This window comes from Tichowtungia aerotolerans, from assembly GCF_009905215.1.
GTDB classification, from domain to species: domain Bacteria; phylum Verrucomicrobiota; class Kiritimatiellia; order Kiritimatiellales; family Tichowtungiaceae; genus Tichowtungia; species Tichowtungia aerotolerans.
Map to the genome: position 1 here is coordinate 3115200 of NZ_CP047593.1, position 17264 is coordinate 3132463.

Below are 17264 nucleotides of genomic sequence, written 5' to 3' on the forward strand. Positions count from 1 at the left end.
CAGCTTTGCATTCCCGGCCTACAGGTTTATTCTTGCCGCGTTGGGAACTCAAGTTGTCGGTACTCAAATATTAGGGGGAGACCATGAAAGTTCTGACTGCATCCATTTTGCTTTTGAGCAGCTTCATTGTGCTGCCGGTTTACGCCGCCGATTATTACGTTTCATCGACACGTTCCGGTCGCAGTGATTCCAATGCCGGAACCGATCCTGATGCTCCGTGGGCCACTTTCGATAAAGTGGTCAGTCGTTGGGGGAGTCTTTCGTCCGGCGATACCGTGCATCTTGAGCGGGGAAGTCAGTGGAACCTTTCGTTTTCATCAGACTATTTTATTATTAAGAATGGCGGGAGTTCTTCCGGAGGACCGGTCACGCTGCGCGGTGACGACTACGGCAGTGGCAGTAAGCCGATTCTGAAACGAACCGGCGGCAGTGGCAGCTGTGCGTTTATTCTGATTACAAGCAGCTATGTTACCGTTCGGGATATTGAACTCGATGGAGGACATTCTGATTACGGTAAAAACACCACCGGGATGCTGATTTTAGCCGATGGACGCGACGTGAGCAACGCACAGATCCTGAATATGAAAATTCATAATCTGGGCGGAAACACCACGGCATATATCTGCGGAATCTGGCTTGCTTCGTGGACGCAGAATACTACTTCGGACTGCCTCATTGAGGGGAATGAGGTTTCAGACTACGCCGCCCACGGGCTCAATCATTATTCACAGGGTCGGATGAATAATATTACCTGGCGGAACAACTATGTACACAACAGCTATACGGGCGGACGTTACCCGTCGGCGAATGCTGCCATGCAGATCACCAGCGGGGGAAGCGGCTGTGTTTTTGAATATAACTGGCTGGAGGACAGAACCACGACCGAAGGATCTCTTTTCGGTTTCGGTAAATATGCCGGGGATACCGGGGTCAACACCATCCGGTATAACGTCATCACAGGCTCTCCGGCATACGGAATGATTTTTACGATTGATTATTCCAACATGAAGCTGCTCTACGATGTTTATGGAAATATCATTATGAACAATGTGAAGTCCGGATTTGCATTGCATCCATATAACTCGTACGCGTCCGGAACCAGGTTTAATATTTACAATAATACATTTTATAACAATGCCACTGGAGGCGACAGCAGTCGCAGTGAAATGGAAATCGATTCGTACTGTGACAATACGACCATCGATTTTGCAAACAACCTGATTGTTCACCGCAATACCGCCAATACCGGTTTCACGATCGACAGCGGGTTCAGTGGTACCTTTTCGCATCGCAACAATCTTTACTGGCATGAGAGCGGCACCTCGCGCAGTATCGTCAGCAGCTACGGGCAGTCCTATACGGTTGCTTCTGTGCGGAACTATGAATCGACCGCTGTAAACGAAGATCCGCGGTTTAACGATGCCGCACAGCTTCCAATTTCAATCTCGTCTGATAAAGGACCCGTTCCAAACGGACTTTCGCTGCAGGATTCTTCGCCAGCCATCAGTGCCGGCGCAACCCTTGGCAGTACCTATGCATTGGATATTATCAAAACTGCCCGTACGGCCCCGTGGTCGATTGGGGCCTATGAAACCGCAGGAGAGACGCTTCCTGAAGATACTGAGGCGCCGCGGATTTCGTTGACGGCACCAACCGATGGATCGACGGTGGCCGGTTCGGCGGTTTCGATTGCGGCAGATGCTTCGGACGATATTTCCGTGGCCGGTGTGTCTTTTCTGCTGGATGGCACAAAGCTGGCTGCGGAAGACACCTCTTCTCCATATTCTTTGTCATGGGATACAACCGCTGTTGCAAACGGAAAATACACTCTGACCGCCATTGCCCGCGACTCCTCCGGCAATACCTCAACAGATTCAACTTCCGTTACGGTTAATAATATCGAGATTCCGGCGGATGCCATTATCAGCGAGGCCGACACCTGGCAGAATCAGAGCTTTTCGGCCGAGACTGGATTGTTCGGAGTTGAGTTCGAAGCCATTCCTCAAAGTGTGCCGGTTGATTGTGTGACAGGATTAGCGCAGGGCAGTGCTGCAGCCTACGATGATTTGGCAGTGATTGTCCGATTTAACACAAGCGGACAGATTGATGTCCGCAACGGAGACGTTTACACTGCCGATACTTCGCTCAGTTATACGGTCGGAACCTCTTACCGGTTCCGATTGCGGATTAATATCGAAACACACGTTTACAGCGTGTATGTCGCGGTTGATGGAGACCCGGAAATCCTCCTCGCCGAAGACTACGCCTTCCGCACCTCGCAGAGCGCAGTCACCAGTCTTGACACCATTGCGGTTACGGCCGCTGCCGGAAGTCATATTGTATTTAACTTTGCTGAAAACCAGGTATCCGTCGCCATACCTATGCCGCCGACAGGACTCCGAATCCGAGAAAACTGACCGAAATAAAGCAGCATGGCAAGATCCCTGAACATCCTGATGAGCCTGTTCACCCGACGTTATGAAGGGACGTTCTACCGTGCGCTGCCCTGGGCTTCCTTTCTGGTTTCACAGGGTCATCGGGTAACAATTCTGTGTACATCCAAAGATCATCTGTTTCGCACAACGGTATCGGAAGAAAACGGTGTGCGCATTGTGGAAACCCCGGCGCTGTTTTCCGGGCGCTATGTGATGACCCGCCTGTGCGGCATGTACGGTTGGGGGCCCTTGGATATTTTTGCCCGTTGGCGGGAGGCCTGTCGCGGTGGGTATGATGTTGCCGTTGCGTTTGAACATCATTTTCATGTGGTGCTTCCGCTCTGGCTTGCTGGAAGAAAAAATATTCCGATCTGGATTGCCGACAGCTGCGATCACTACGGAGAGGGCGGATTCCGGGAGTTCGAATACAGTCCGTATCGGCTCTACGGTTTGTATCAGCTGATCGGCTGGCCGTTTCGGAAACTCATGGATCATCTGGAGCTTTTTATTCGTCGTCGTGCGGACGCGGTGACAGTCATCAGCAGCTACATTCGGGATCGGGTGATCGGGCAGGGCATTCCTGCCGGAAAAGTTCATTTGATTCCCGGCAGCGCTGACGTGGAAAGCATACACGTACAGCCCAAAACAGATGCCTGCCAGCAACAGGGACTCGATCCCGATCTGCATTATGCTCTGTTCTTTGGTGCCGGGCAGTTTGATGTTGATTTCTCACTCGAAGCTTTTGAACGTGTGCAGAAGAAGATTCCGGACAGCCGTTTTGTTGTCATTGGTAAAAAAGATCCGGCAGTAACCCGCCGGGCGACGGAGCTGGGCCTTCAGAAAAAACTCATTCAGACCGGGTGGATTGAGGATGGACAGCTGGGAGGCTGGCTGGCCTGTGCCGATGTCTGTCTGCTGCCAATGAAAGACAATGCTCCAAACCATGCTCGTTGGCCCAACAAAATCGGATTCTACATGGCCGCCGGGCGACCGGTTGTGGCCACCGATGTCAACGATATCGGTCCTTTAATCCGGCAGCGGGAAATCGGCCGATCCGGGCCGGTGGATGTGCAGGCTTTTGCCGATCAAATCATTGAGCTTTTTGAAAATCCGAACGCTTGCGTAGAGATGGGGCGACGTGCCCGTGAAACCGCAGAACGTGAATTTTCCTTGCCCATCCATGGTTCCGAACTGGAACGGCTTTTCCTCACCCTTGCAGGAGCACATCATGCCTGAAATCCGTACACTCAACCTGATTTACTCATTACCCGATCCACCGCTCAACGGCTATGATCTGAGGCATCTCAATTTGATGAAAAATCTGTCTGATCGTGTTGATCAGACTGTGCTTTGTCGCATTATGGCTCCGCTCACTCCGGAACAGAAAGGCCTTCTGGAAAGTCTCCCGTATAATGTGCGTACGGTGCTGATTCCCCGCCCGACACTCATCCAGAAAATCTGCAAGGGGGTCCGTTTTCTATTCAGTCGTTTTCCGGTTATGGCCGGAGGCTGGTATTACTGCGAGATGGAACAGGCCTTGCGAGAGCTTCTTGACGAAAAAGAATTCGACTTTATTGTGCTCGAAGGAATCTGGAACGCGGTGTACCGGCCGGTGATTCGTCAGGCAAAGGCACAAACCGTTCTGAATCTCTACGACCTCGAAGAAGGCCTGCTTCAGCGGCAGGCGGATGTTCTGCCGTTCGGGCTGAAAAAATGGATTTATTCCAACGGTGCCAAACGAATGGCGGCGCTTGAAAAAACATTACCGCGCGAAGCCGACCTCATCTGGACCGTTTCCGAAAAAGAGCGGCAGGAACTGCTGGCGCATTCGCCGGACCTGCCGGCATTTCTCGCGCCCGGCGGTGTTGACTGCGACGCTATTCATCCGCTGCCGCCCCCCGATAAGAATGGGAAGGAAATTCTTTTTGTGGGATCCCTCCAGTATCTTCCGAACGTGGACGGTGCGCAGTTTATGTCGACCGACGTTATGCCGGAGGTTCTCAAGCGCTGTCCGGATGCGAAGCTTAAAATTGTCGGGCGCGGTCCGGATGAACGAACGCTGAAGCTTCACAATCCACCGTCTTTCGACGTCGTTGGTGAAGTCGAAGAGCTCGAGCCGTGGTACCGCAACTGTCAGCTCAGTATTGTTCCGCTTCGGTCCGGCGGTGGTACGCGGCTGAAAATTCTCGAATCCATGGCCTATGGACGTCCGGTCGTGGCAACCAGTATCGGTGCGGAAGGCATTGATATCACCCCCGGGAAAAACATTCTTATTGCTGATACTCCGGAAGAACTTGCCGACTGTGTTGCGCGGATCCTGAATAACCCCGACCAGGGGCGAAGTATTGCTGAAGAAGGCCGGAAGCTCGTGGAAGAATGCTATTCGTGGAAAAGCATCGCCAATATTCTCTACGAACGATACGCACGTGTTATCGAAAAATAATAGCGGCATGCAGATAGGTACAGTCGATGAAGAAACTGTTGTTTATTGGGATTGGATTTCACACAAAAACGAGGTCCTGTCAGTTTGTCCTCGACCTACTGACAGATCATTTTGATGTGACGGTCTGTCATGTGGATCAGTATCAGAGCGATCCTTTCCGTGCTCTTCCCGGAGCGTCCGGGCGCTATGATGTACTCGTTTGCTGGCAGATTATGCCGCCTCGGGATCTGCTGGACCGATACTTTAAATGGAAGCATGCCGCACTGTTCCCCATGTATGACAGTGCGTCTGAAGATGGGAATCCGGAACACTGGTATCCTTACAGGGATTTCAATATCATCTGTTTTTCAGAAAAGCTCCACAAGCGCGTTTCGCGAATGGGATTTTCCTCTCAGTATATTCAGTATTTTCCCGAGCCGACTCCAATGGCGGGATGGGGCGATCCGCATGCGGTATTCTTCTGGGCCCGACAGGAAGCTGTTAATTGCCGATCGGTTGAAAAGCTTCTTCAGCATACGGATATAAAAAAGATGCATGTGCACCGAGCCATGGACCCTCATCAGACTTTTGTGGAGCCGACCTTGGATGGGGCCATTCAATACAGTTTTTCCACCTGGTTCGAAGACCGGCAGGAGATGAAACAGCTGGTCAACGATTCCGCCTTCTATATTGCTCCACGCTTGCGGGAGGGAATCGGAATGTCATTTCTGGAAGCCATGGCCGCCGGGCGCTGTGTAATTGCTCCAGATGACTCAACAATGAATGAGTATATTGTTCATGGAAAAACCGGTTATCTGTACGATCCGGACAATCCGGTTCCGCTTTATATTCCCGACGTTAAAACGATCCAGATGCAGACAAGGTCGGCGATTGAAAAGGGGTATGCTCGTTGGCAGAGCGAGAAGGAGACCATAATCAGTCGGATAACAGCATCGGTGTCCGTCAACCGGCGAAAACTGACAGCAAGTATCGGCTGTCGAACTTTCAGCCGGCCGTTGTCTGTTACTAAGATTCTTTGGAAACGGTTTTTTTAATCATATTAGAGAAACGAAAGGATTTTCAGTATGAACCGCAAACGGTTGGGAGAACTTGTTATTCGCAGTGAAAACCCGCAGGCACTGGTTCGTTTCTATCGCGAGGTTATTGGATTGAAGTCGTTTGCTGCATTCGAAACGGCAACTTTTTTGAAAATCGCCGATGATTTCAAAGGGCATCCCCAGTTGCTGGCCATCTTTGATAAAGCGCATAAATACAGCGGACCTCAGGCCATGCAGGTCGATCGGGCAGAATCTGCCGCTGGAACACTGCATCATTTTGCATTTGCTATGGATCTTGAAGAGTTCAAGGCCGAGCAGGATCGCTTGCAGAAACTGGGCGTTGAGCTTGAACTCGGCGAGCATCCACCGTTCGGCTGGCGTTCCATCTATATGCATGATCCTGATGGCAATTCGGTTGAGATGGTTTGTTACGACGCATCCGTTTTAGATCCGATCCTGAATCAGAAAGTCCGGTCGGCCAGTGAGGATATTGAGTAGGTCGCGGCTTGTGCGTGCCTTTTCTAAACCTTGGCAAATTCCAGCGCAGTTTTTCCTAGGTTTGGAACGTTTTGCTTCAGTTTTTCCAATGTCTGGAAAAAATATTTCCAGATATTAACCCTGCGCTACGCTAAAAACCGCAAATGGACATAAAACGCCAACAGCACATCCAGCCAGTTTGTTTTGCGAAAACACTTTCGAACAAGAAATCGGCTTAAATGGTTTTCCGAAAGGAAGACAATTGCTTTGGGTTATGCGAAGAATATACTTTTGGAATTGGTACAAGTGTGACGTTCACCCCGAAAACTGGACCAGTTGATACTTTAGGATTCGGCTTCGTTTAACCTCATGATAAGGAGGACGAATGAAGCGGAAGAGATACACAGAGGAACAGATCGTATATGCCCTGAAGCAGGCGGAGAACGGCGAGAAGATAGCCGAACTATGCCGGTCGATGGGAGTCAGTGAGGCCACGTTTTACAACTGGCGCAAGAAGTACAAGGGGCTTGGAGTAAGCGAGGTGCGGGAGTTACGCATGTTACGTGATGAAAACCGCAAGTTGAAGCAGCTCGTAGCCGACCTGAGTCTGGACAAGCACATCTTGCAGGAGGTCATTGCAAAAAAGCTCTGAAGCCTGCACGGAAGCGCGAACTGGCCGAGGGGGCATGTGATGCATACGGACTCTCGGGCCGCCGGGCGTGCGGGCTTTTTGAGTTAAGCCGGACCACCTTTTTCTACAAAGCGAAGCCTCGGGACGATGAGGCGCTTCGTCTGCGGATTAAGGAACTGGCCGCTAAACGTGTCCGGTTCGGTTACCGGCGCATTCATGTTCTGTTGCGCCGGGAAGGATGGGAGATTAATCACAAAAGAGTCTATCGGGTCTACATGGAGGAAAACCTTGCCGTTCGCACGAAACCCCGTAAAAAGTTGGCGAACCGGCCTCGTGTTCCTCTTGAGCAGGCTGCCGGGCCCAACGAGCAATGGAGTATGGACTTTGTGATGGATCGCACCGAGGACGGGCGTCACTTCAGGATACTGACGGTAGTCGATAACTTTAGTCGGGAATGCCTGGCGCTATATGCTGACCGATCCATCACCGGTGAAAAGGTCGCGTCTTGTCTGAACGGAGTGGCTAATCAACGCGGTTATCCCAAAAGCATTCGTGTGGACAACGGAAGCGAGTTTTACTCCAGGTCGATGGATGCCTGGACATATCATCATGAGGTCGCCATGGAGTTTATCCGACCGGGTAAGCCGACCGAAAATGGATACATCGAAAGCTTCAACGGAAAGTTGAGGGATGAATGTTTGAATGTGGAGCTTTTCTTCGGAGTGGACGATGCCCGTGATAAACTCGCAGCATGGAAAAAAGATTACAATGAGCAGCGACCGCATAAGTCGCTTGATAACAAGACTCCGACGGAATATATAGGTGCGTGGATGGAGGCGTCCGCGCTTCCCTCCCTCCTCCGGAGGAGGGAGGGAACCCAGAGAACACAGCAACTATTAGAAGCCGTATTTTAGAGGCTCAGTGGTCCAATCGACGGGGGCAGGTCATACCCGTGCTGGACTCTCATTAGAACCTGTCCAGTCCATGGGGGCAGGTCAGCGCTTTGAGCACATCTGCCCGGATTTTAGCCATAGCCTCTTCAGGGCCTTTGTCAGTTCAGGATCATCATATTCGCTCTTGCGCCCGCGCTTCTTTTTTGACGGCTGTTTGCTCCGGCCCAACAGCTTAATAGCATACTTCCGGTCGTAGCCGCACACCTCGCACACTTCATCGAGCAGGCGGGTTTTATACGCTTTTGCAGCCCGGCAATAACGCCGCCTCTGAACCTCAATATATTCCTGTTTTGATTCGCAACTTATCTTCTGCATCCCCCGTTTTTCACGGTGTCATTAATTATGAGTCAACGAATCCGTTGAGCCCGCGCCCGGTCAGGCGCTACGGTATTATTTAATTTGAGTCAATTCGCTGAAGGAATATGAATGCCTTCCAACTCGCCGGCACGATAGAGCCGTGTGAGCTTGCGGGCGTCGCGTCGGTCCGTCTTGACCCGATCGACGGACTGCGTCGGGATCTTCGACGGCGCAACCACGATGCACTCAACCCCCAGTTTAATAAGACGTCTTGCCAGTACGAACCCTGTCGGTCCCGCCTCGTAGCACAGCGCCATATCCTCCTTCGCCAGATCATACTTTTTCATGATCCGCCGCAGCACTGCCTCAAACGCTTTCAAATCAGCCGTCGTCTTCCCATACATCTCCGGCGCTTCCGTCCCAGAAAAGGCTAATGCAAGAACATTTGATGAACCGTTCCTTTTTGGAACTATTTTCTTCGAAAATTATTTATCACTTTGCTTTCAGTTTTGTGCACATCGATTCCTATGTATACTCGCTTTATGGCGTACTCCTTTGGTTTGAATGCATTGTTCGTTCAATGTTGGATAGGCCCTGGCCCGTCCGGGGCAGCCCACGAGACATCAACCCATGGAGTACGCCGCCAGTTTAAAAACAAAAGGCCGAAGCTCTCGCTTCTGCCATAAGGTCTGTTGAGCCGGGGTTGCTTGATTGGCGATTATGAGGTGTTCCGGTCAGCGTGTGACGCATCGATCTTTTATTGCCAGGATTTCATTTGTGTCAGGCTGTGTTTTGTTCTGCGTTAAGTGATTGGTGTTGTATGTGGACTGTTGAATCTGCGGTGTTTACGGCGTGGGTAGAGGTGAGGGCGCGAGGTCTTTCTTGATTATTCGTTTGCGTGACCTTGGGTTTTAAGCTGAAAAAATATCGATGTTTCTTTTGTTTGTGGGGTTAAGCTGCTGCTTGAGAGCGCTGTTGCTGTTTGTTCGTCGTTCATTCATAAAATTTTAGAGTTTTTATGACGGAGAAAGAGGTGAGGAAAGATTCACCATTGCCTTCTTGCTTTGTTTTCTCTTGTTGAGGTATTGCTTGTGAACTGTGAAAAGAGTTTTTGGCCAGACATTGTTGTTTTTGTTTATTCTTGGATTGCGAGGAGCCGCCGTCCCGACGTTTGGAGATTTAGCGGTACTGTTAGCCAAGGGCTATTTTGGAAATGCAGTTCAGCCGGATGCGTCTTTAGAAGATTGCGTTGTGTTTTTGAATCGATACGGAATTCATTTCTCCATGTTTGATTTGATGGATCCGCATGCTTTGGTAACAAAAGAGGATTTTGCCAGGGCTGTAGGCCAGTCCCGTCTGCTTTTTTCAGGAGAGGCGGTGGTTGAAAACGGGGTAATTAAAAGGCCAAACGGGATAGACAGTTGGGTTGACTACTGCCTGCTGAATGATGTAGATTTAAATGAACTTTGGAACAGGTTCCTTCTTAAAACAGAGAGGAAATCAGTTCCAGAGGTAGAGAAATTCTTTAATGGCGCTGTCCGGGACAGCTCTGGCGGAATGATAAGGAAAGGGTGATTATGCTTAAGAAAAGAAGTGCCGTTCGTTTGTTGTTGGCTGTCGGATTACTGACAATATCTTCCGTTCGGGCGGAGTTAGGTCTCCAAAGTATTTTATCATCTGATGGTGTAACCGCCGTAGGAAAGACAGTGAAGTCAGCTGTTGAGTCGATATACAGCTCTGTCAATAATCCGTCAGAAATCAAAAGTCAGATTGTTGACATTTTGAATGAAGCTGTTGCGACCGGTGATGAGGGAGCGATTCGCTATACAATTGTTGCCGTGATGATGGCTGGCGGCAAAGAAAATCTTGATTTGAGCAAATCGGCAGTTGATGACAGTGATGCGTTTAAGAATTTTCCAGAAGTGACTGCTTTTACCGTCTCTGCTGCGGAATCAATGCTTTCTGGTTCTTCCGAGGCAGAAAAAACCACTAAATCTGATGAGTCCAGTGGCGGTCAAAATCTCACAGGATCTTCTGAAGAGGAAGGTGGTGGTGTGCCGGTAGAAGAGTTAGGCGGTGGCGATGGTCTCAGTCTTTTCGATGATGGAAGTGATGCTGACATTAAAGATAAAGATCGGCCGGCAACTCCTCATTAATAACAAATGGTTCAGTGTCAGTTTGATTTCTATCGATAACCCTTACTTTTGGAAGCTAGTATGAAAAAACAACAACTACTCATTCCCGTTCTGATCGGTCTTGTTACCGGGCAGGTTTTCGCAGAAGGTGATCGTCCTTTCTCTGTGGTCAATACTCTTCGAGTTGGTTATAGCGATAACATTGACCGAAGCAGTGATGATAAAGACGGGTCTGCCTTTATCCGGGACATGGTGGATTTGTCATTTAGAGCAGCATTGTCAGACCGAACCGATCTGATTTTTAAATCACGATTTGATTATCGTTCAGATAAAGATGAGGATAATCTTTATCCGAGTCTTTATGCCGTCTTAACACATTCTGTTTCCCAGCGGATGTTGCTCCAGCTTTCTGACAAATTCAAAAGTGGTGAAATGACCAGTCGGTATGGCGATGGACGATTTGATTACTTTGAGAATACCGCGTCTCTTGTTTCGAGCTATATCATGACGCCCAAAGACAGTCTGAGTGTTCCTGTCAGCTACACAATAGAGCGTCATGACAATGAGATTAAAGAAGAAGATACTGATATCATTGTTGCCGGAGTCAACTGGAAACGTGAGCTCAGCCCTCAAAGAACCTGGGCAGCATTGAATGTAAATCAGATTTTGGTCGACTATACTGAACGTGATTCTTCTTTTGAGTCGACTCGTTTAACAGCGGAGATTTCTCACACTTTTAACCCGGAGTGGCAGGGAAATCTTGAAGCGGGTCTGTCTTTTGATGAGTCTGACCGAGGAGGGCTTAGGGGGGATTCTAAAGGTGAAAGTCCGTATCTGCGTGCTGGGTTGGCATATACTCCTTCGCCGAGAACACGTCTGACCGGTGATTTTACGCATCAATACAAAGAATCTGACAATAGCGGTTATTCTGCTGAGACATCGTCGGAGATTCGGTTAGGAGCTCAACATGATTTCACTGCAAAAATCATGGGTAAAGTGACGGCTCGTTTTGAAAAGATGGACTATGATGCCGGTGATACTGAAGATCCTGTGCCTGTAGAAGAGGATGAAACGATTGATCGGTTTGATTTCGATATTCGTTTCCACTATAAGTTGAACCGAATTAATTTCCTGGAATTGGGCTACCGGTATACTGAAAAAACCTATGATACAGCAGACACTGACTGGGACGAGAATATGGTGGATGTTGGCTGGCGGGTTGAGCTCTAAGCATGATGTTTCATGCTTATTTTGTGAACTAATGGTGAGGCTTTTTGCCTCACCATCGTTATTTAATAAGGGAATTTTTAGATGAACGAGAACCAAAGCAAAGAGACTACACTTCATTTTCTGGACTACTGGCGTGTTATTCGTTCTCGTAAGGAAATCGTTCTTGCGGTTCTTTTCCTCGTGGTAATTACCGGCACTGTATATACGTTCACATTGCCTAAAATTTATGCTGCAGAAGCCAGGATTGAAGTAAACAATGATAATGTGAATCTGGACCCATTCAGTTACTCTCCGATGGATGGGTCAAGATATGATCCTTATTTTCTGAGAACCCAGTATGAAATCATAAAATCAAAACCGATCTTATATGAGGTGATCAACCGATTGAATCTTCAGGAGGCCTGGGGAAAAGATGGCCAGAATGTTCCCAAAGAAAAAGCATATAAGATTCTCTTTTCCAGTTTGGATGTCGCCCAGTCTCGCGATACCAGTTTGATAGCTCTTCGTGCAAGACGTCAGGATCCCAGAGAGGCAATGAGAATTGCTAATACACTTGCGGATGTTTATCGGGATCAACGATTGGATCTTAAATATAAAGAAATGACGCGTTCGATAGATGCATTGCGTCGTGAATTGGAAAATCAGCAGGAAAAAGTTGATACTGCGGAGCAGCAGGTGGAAGAGCTTCGCGAAAAACTAGGCATTACAGTGTTGTCTGAAGGGGTCGATGGTGGTTCGGCCAGCATTGAAAAATTACGCTTGCAGCAATTGGAGGGTGATCGCGTTTCTGCTCGAGTGGATATGTTGGTCCAGAAAGCCCGTTATGAGCAGTTAGAGGCGATGAGTAATGATGACCTGCTGACTGCTTCTGCATATTTGGCTTCAGATCCTTTTGTAGAGTCTATGCGGACGGAAATCAAGAATCTGGATGTTCAACTGAGTTCGTTATTGGAGAATTATGGAGTAAATCATCCAGAGGTAAAGCAGGCAAAAGCTGCCAGAGATGAGCTGATGGGAAAGCTGGCTCAGGCCCTGGATGGAATTAAAAAAGGAGTAAAGGCGCAGTACGTCATCTCGAAGTCCAAGTTTGATGCTTTGGAGGAAGAGTTGCGTGGTGCTCAAAGTGAAGACCGGCAGTCTCAGCGTGAGAAACTTCTTCCATTTAATAAGGCTCAGCGAGAGCTGGATCTCCAGCGATCTTTGTTGGATGCGCTTAAGGCTCGTCTTGCTCAAGAGGGAATCACTCTGAAGGTTCCTCGTACTCCGGTTGAGATTGTTGATGCCGCGGAGGAATCCAATCGTCCAGTCAGTCCGAATTTGTTTCTCAATATGCTGTTGAGTATTTTTGTCGGGCTGGGGGCTGGTGTAGGTCTGGCATATTTTATTGAGTACCTTGATACATCAATTAAGACCGCTGATGATGTGGAACGTTGGGTTGACCTTCCGGTGCTTGGGTTGATTCCGCAAAAAGTTCGCCCTCTGATTGAAGAAGGTCCAGATAGTGATCATGCTGAAGGATATCGGGTTCTCAGAACCAATATGTCTTTTACAGATGCAGGCGGACCGACCAAAGGTGCGTTTGCTGTTCTTAGTGGGGGTGCAGGGGAAGGAAAATCAACAACAGCCTTTAATTTAGCCTATGTTTGCGCTCAGCAGGGTGAAAAGGTGCTGTTGGTTGATGCCGACCTTCGCCGCCCGGTTCAGCACACGATTCTGGGGGTTTCCAACCGGTTTGGATTAACAAATGTTTTACTCCGAGATGTTCCTGTTGAAGAGACGATTAAAACAACAAGTGTGCCAAACCTTCACTTCCTTCCCAGTGGGCGTTTGCCAAGGACGTCCTTGGGGGTGCTCGATCCCAAGCGAATTGGTGAGCTGGTCAGCAGTCTGAAGTCAAAATATGATGTTGTGATTTTTGACACTCCGCCGTTGGTTGGTATTAGTGATTCAGCTGTGATTGCGAAAGAAGTCGATGGAATTATTATGGTTGTTCAATACCGCAAATATCCTCGTGATATGATTATTCGTGCGAAACAGATGCTTGATACTCTCGGCGTTGAGCAGGTGGGAGTGGTCTTGAATAACATCAATATTATGCGTGATGATTATTACTATTATTATCATTCATATTATTCGAATTATTATTATTACCGCTCGGACGAGTCATTGCCTGCAGGTTCTCCTGAGCATTCCGAATCCTAATTTAGTTCAAGGAGAGTTAATGAGAAAAGTCGGTGTTTTTATCGTTTTGCTGTGTATTAGTGCTATTACTGGCTGTGTTGGTCCGGTTTCGGTTGACGTGCCTGTTGAAGCGCCTGTTGAGGGGGTCGTTGGGCTCTATAATTTAAATCCTCTTGATCCTCTGTATATTTCTTTCCTGGGAATTCCAGAGGAGAAAGCCATCGAGACGGTGATTGATGAGTATGGACAGATTACGTTGCCTTATATTGAAGAACCGGTGCAGGCTTCCGGGCGCACAATTTCAGAATTGGAGCGTGAGGTGCAGCGTATTTATATTGATGGTGGAATTTACCGGAATATCACCGTGAATATTCAAACTTCTGCAAAATCATACTACATGGAGGGGGAGGTTGCTCGCCCTCAGGAATATCCTCTGAGTCGCCGGATTACTCTCTTACAGGCGATTGCTGCTGCTGGCGGTTATACAGAATATGCGGATAAAAAAGATGTTCTGATTACTCGGAATGGCGAAATTATCAAGGTGAACGCCAAGGAGCTTGAGAAAAATCCGGAAAGGGACATTCCCATTGAGGCCGGAGACCGGATTAAAGTGGATCGTTCGTTTTATTAATGTTTAGGTTGGTCTGGAGGCGTTAGATGTTCTAACGCCTTATTTTTAACTTCTTCGGTATCTTTTTGTTTGAAGCGATGGGTCCAGCTTGAAACGGATATTATGAATTTCCGGCAGGGACCGAACCTGATTGATCTTTTTCAGAATGGGTTGCAATGGCAGGCGGCGAACTTCTGTGAGCCAGCCCGGATGGTCAACGTTTACAATAAGGGTTGCGTTCTGTATTCCCTCAGGTGAGGTATGCTTGGCAATCTGACTTCCGGCAGCAATGCGCCAGTATTCTTCCATTTTTTCAGGAAGCAGGTCTTGTGGCTCTTCTTCTTTAAGAATGTCCGATAAAATCGATTCTATTTGGCGTTCTTTTCTGTTTTTGGATGGCGGGAACGGATCAGAAATGTGAAATCTTTCCCGCATAAGAAGCCATTTGGCATGCACTTTTTTCTGATTCTTCATTATTTTATGTTCTGTCAGTGGCCTTTTTTGCAGGATCGTCTACAATCTCTGCATATTCAGAACAATGCCGAGCATGATAGATTTTCTCCAGCAAAATATGATATTCGCGGTGTCGATGACTGTGTTGTTGCTGTGCTCTGCTTTATTTTCAGGCACAGAGACAGCTCTTTTTTCTCTTACTCCTGAAAATGCTCGTCGTTTAAGTTCGCATCGCCAGGCGGGATACTTAGTTGAAATTCTTCGTCGGAATCCATCGGACCTGCTGTCAGCCATTCTTTTTGGGAATCTAATCGTAAATATTCTTTTCTTTTGTACAGGAGCAGCCGCGGCTGGACAATGGGGTGGCCAGCATGGAGCTTGGGGAGAAGCGGTTGGTGGTGTTGTCGTTTTGCTTCTGGTCATTTTTTTAGGAGAAATTGTTCCCAAAGCGATCGGAGTGAGCCATCCGATAATGATTTTAGGCGTAACGGGAGCTTTCCTTGTGGCGTGGTTTAAGGTCAGTCGACCGTTTCGCATACTCATTGATCGTATTTTGCGCCTGTTTCGATTGGGAGGGGCTCTGCCTGTTGCAGAAGCCGGGCTGACAACCGAAGAATTTAAAGAATTATTGGATGCAGTTAGACATGAACCAGGTTTTGGTGTGCGTGAAAAGGTGATCCTGGAGGACATCGTGAACCTGCCGGATATCCGAGTTCGTGAAATTATGATTCCTAGAGTTCAGCTGTTCAGTAAGGATGAGTCCTCGTCTAAAGAGGAAATTCTCAGGGAAGCAAGATCCGGTGAGTACAGTCACGTTTTTGTGTATAAGGATCAGGATGATGATTTGCTTGGGTATGTGAAAATTCGGGAGCTGTATTTTTGCCAGGATCAAAAAGGCTTGGAAGCTTTGATTCACCCGTTGATGTTTGTTCCTGAAACCAAACGTGCAGACCAGCTGCTGAAAGAAATGCTGGATGGAGGATGGCCACTGGCTGCTGTCGTTGATGAGTATGGAGGGTTGGCAGGTATGTTGACCTTGGAGGATCTGTTTGCAGAGGTGGTCGGAGATTTCGAGCCGGCCGATGATGCTGTTTTACAATTAGATAGAAATACCTACAGACTGGATGGGCAGCTTCCGATTCGGGCATGGAAAGAATTATTAACCGGGATTCTTCCCGGACAGGATGTTCAGGCCTTGGCCTTTGATACTCTGGGAGGCTTTGTTATTTCTCTGCTGGGTCGGATGCCCCGGTGTGGTGATGTCGTTTTTGTGAGAAACCTTAGGTTGACTGTTGAGACGATGCAGCATCGGCGAATACAGACCGTCCTGCTGCATTTGAATCCACCGGAGGCATTGGAATGAGTGGGTGGATTGTTTCAATATGCATGCTTGTGTTGTATCTTGCTGGGTCTGCATTTTTCTCTGGTGTGGAGACCGGAGGTTATCTTCTGAATCGCCTTCGTCTGCGTCGCCGGGTTCGTTTGGGAGATAAAAGTGCAAAACGACTGCATCATGGACTGAGTGATGCCCATCGTTTTATTTTTACCGTATTAATCGGAAACAATCTGGCTATTTATCTTTTATCTCGCGATGTGACCCGACTTTACTCAGATCGCGGGGGGATGGATGAGGGCCTTCTGTTCGGAGTTCTTCCTTGGAATGCAGAGACGGCAGCCACGTTGACGCTGTTGTTGCCTCTTTTTATTTTCGGTGAATTGTTGCCGAAGAATTGGTTTCATCGCCATGCTGATACGTTGATGTACCGTTGCTCTTGGTTATTGCTGTTTTTTGAAAAGGTGTTTTTTCCCCTGACTGTTTTGCTGAAGCGGTTGTCTGCATTGGTGAGTGGCCGTGATTCAGACCAGCAGATATTTAGCGGAGTTTCGTTATCGTTGCAGGGGTTGCAGGAATATTTTAGAGGCGAATCCTGTAATGATTTACTCAGCTCTCATCAGCATGGAATGATCAACAATCTGGTTTCTCTGCGGAGGATTCCTGTACGCAATCTAATGATACCTGTTTCTCAGATTGTTTGTCAGTCAGATCAGGTTTCTGTCGCAGAAATTCTGGAAGTTATGAGGGAACGGGATTGCGAGCAGGTGGTTTTATATAGGGGGGGAGTTCGGCAGGTGGTTGGTTATGTGACCATTTTCGATCTGATGGCGCCGGAAGTTAATTCTTTGGAGCCGGTTGCTTCTCATGTGAGAAAGATGGTGCGGTTTGCGTCTACTCTTCCTGCAAACCGGGCTTTGCGTCGGTTGCGGCAGGCTCCCGGAACTCCGGCTGTGATTCTGGATCGTTCTTCAAAAGCAGTTGGAGTGCTTCACTTGAAGGATCTTGCGGCGTATATCGTTTCTGAAGCCTGAAAAATCGGTCGTGAT

At 48.3% G+C, this 17264-nt stretch carries 15 protein-coding genes and 1 pseudogene; 13 read left to right on the top strand and 3 right to left on the bottom strand.

The genetic code is table 11. The features are described 5' to 3' along the window. The first annotated feature begins 83 nt into the window (after nt 1–83). The 6 genes from GT409_RS12805 to GT409_RS12830 all read left to right on the top strand — a co-directional run bounded on the left by GT409_RS12805 (nt 84) and on the right by GT409_RS12830 (nt 7937). A complete protein-coding gene (locus GT409_RS12805; RefSeq protein ID WP_160629460.1) occupies nt 84–2417 on the top strand; it encodes an Ig-like domain-containing protein in 2334 nt (777 codons plus the stop codon). A 15-nt stretch (nt 2418–2432) separates the two neighbouring features. Then, on the top strand, nt 2433–3671 hold the full coding sequence (locus tag GT409_RS12810) for a glycosyltransferase family 4 protein (RefSeq protein WP_160629461.1): 1239 nt from the start codon (nt 2433–2435) through the stop codon (nt 3669–3671). Next, nucleotides 3664–4878: a glycosyltransferase family 4 protein gene (locus tag GT409_RS12815; RefSeq protein ID WP_160629462.1), complete on the top strand. Its 1215-nt coding sequence runs from the start codon at nt 3664–3666 to the stop codon at nt 4876–4878. Before GT409_RS12810 ends, GT409_RS12815 begins: the two co-directional genes overlap by 8 nt. Before the next feature lie 26 nt (nt 4879–4904). Next, nucleotides 4905–5912, top strand: a complete 1008-nt coding sequence (locus GT409_RS12820; protein ID WP_160629463.1) for a glycosyltransferase — start codon at nt 4905–4907, stop codon at nt 5910–5912. 30 nt (nt 5913–5942) lie between these two features. Beyond that, nucleotides 5943–6413: a VOC family protein gene (locus tag GT409_RS12825; RefSeq protein ID WP_160629464.1), complete on the top strand. Its 471-nt coding sequence runs from the start codon at nt 5943–5945 to the stop codon at nt 6411–6413. A gap of 364 nt (nt 6414–6777) precedes the next feature. Beyond that, nucleotides 6778–7937, top strand: a protein-coding gene (locus GT409_RS12830) for an IS3 family transposase (RefSeq protein ID WP_408647943.1) whose coding sequence is annotated in 2 segments (ribosomal slippage) — nt 6778–7033 and nt 7033–7937 — 1161 coding nt in all. Because the reading frame shifts where the segments join, the coding sequence is not laid out codon by codon here. 81 nt (nt 7938–8018) lie between these two features. Here the strand turns inward: GT409_RS12830 and GT409_RS12835 are convergent. Continuing rightward, nucleotides 8019–8291, bottom strand: a complete 273-nt coding sequence (locus tag GT409_RS12835; RefSeq protein WP_160629465.1) for a hypothetical protein — start codon at nt 8289–8291, stop codon at nt 8019–8021. Nucleotides 8292–8419: 128 nt separating this feature from the next. After that, nucleotides 8420–8584, bottom strand: a pseudogene (locus GT409_RS16170) (IS110 family transposase); the annotation flags it as partial. A gap of 787 nt (nt 8585–9371) precedes the next feature. Between GT409_RS16170 and GT409_RS12845 the strand changes: the two are divergent. The 5 genes from GT409_RS12845 (at nt 9372) to GT409_RS12865 (ending at nt 14450) form a co-directional block, all read left to right on the top strand. Further along, on the top strand, nt 9372–9848 hold the full coding sequence (locus GT409_RS12845; RefSeq protein WP_160629467.1) for a hypothetical protein: 477 nt from the start codon (nt 9372–9374) through the stop codon (nt 9846–9848). 2 nt (nt 9849–9850) lie between these two features. Next, nucleotides 9851–10429 (top strand): hypothetical protein, encoded by a 579-nt coding sequence (locus tag GT409_RS12850; RefSeq protein WP_160629468.1) that lies wholly within the window; start codon nt 9851–9853, stop codon nt 10427–10429. Between the two features lie 60 nt (nt 10430–10489). Continuing rightward, nucleotides 10490–11638: an outer membrane beta-barrel protein gene (locus GT409_RS12855; protein ID WP_160629469.1), complete on the top strand. Its 1149-nt coding sequence runs from the start codon at nt 10490–10492 to the stop codon at nt 11636–11638. Between the two features lie 81 nt (nt 11639–11719). Continuing rightward, nucleotides 11720–13840: a GumC family protein gene (locus GT409_RS12860; RefSeq protein ID WP_160629470.1), complete on the top strand. Its 2121-nt coding sequence runs from the start codon at nt 11720–11722 to the stop codon at nt 13838–13840. 19 nt (nt 13841–13859) lie between these two features. After that, nucleotides 13860–14450, top strand: a complete 591-nt coding sequence (locus tag GT409_RS12865; RefSeq protein ID WP_160629471.1) for a polysaccharide biosynthesis/export family protein — start codon at nt 13860–13862, stop codon at nt 14448–14450. Nucleotides 14451–14495: 45 nt separating this feature from the next. Here the strand turns inward: GT409_RS12865 and GT409_RS12870 are convergent, their stop codons facing one another. After that, the gene (locus tag GT409_RS12870; protein ID WP_160629472.1) at nt 14496–14903 is read right to left on the bottom strand and encodes a DUF721 domain-containing protein; all 408 of its coding nucleotides are present in this window, start codon (nt 14901–14903) and stop codon (nt 14496–14498) included. Between the two features lie 73 nt (nt 14904–14976). Here GT409_RS12870 and GT409_RS12875 point away from each other — a divergent pair, with 73 nt between their 5' ends. Next, nucleotides 14977–16245, top strand: coding sequence for a hemolysin family protein (locus GT409_RS12875; RefSeq protein ID WP_160629473.1), 1269 nt, complete (start codon nt 14977–14979; stop codon nt 16243–16245). After that, a complete protein-coding gene (locus GT409_RS12880; protein ID WP_160629474.1) occupies nt 16242–17249 on the top strand; it encodes a CNNM domain-containing protein in 1008 nt (335 codons plus the stop codon). Before GT409_RS12875 ends, GT409_RS12880 begins: the two co-directional genes overlap by 4 nt. Nucleotides 17250–17264: the final 15 nt, after the last annotated feature.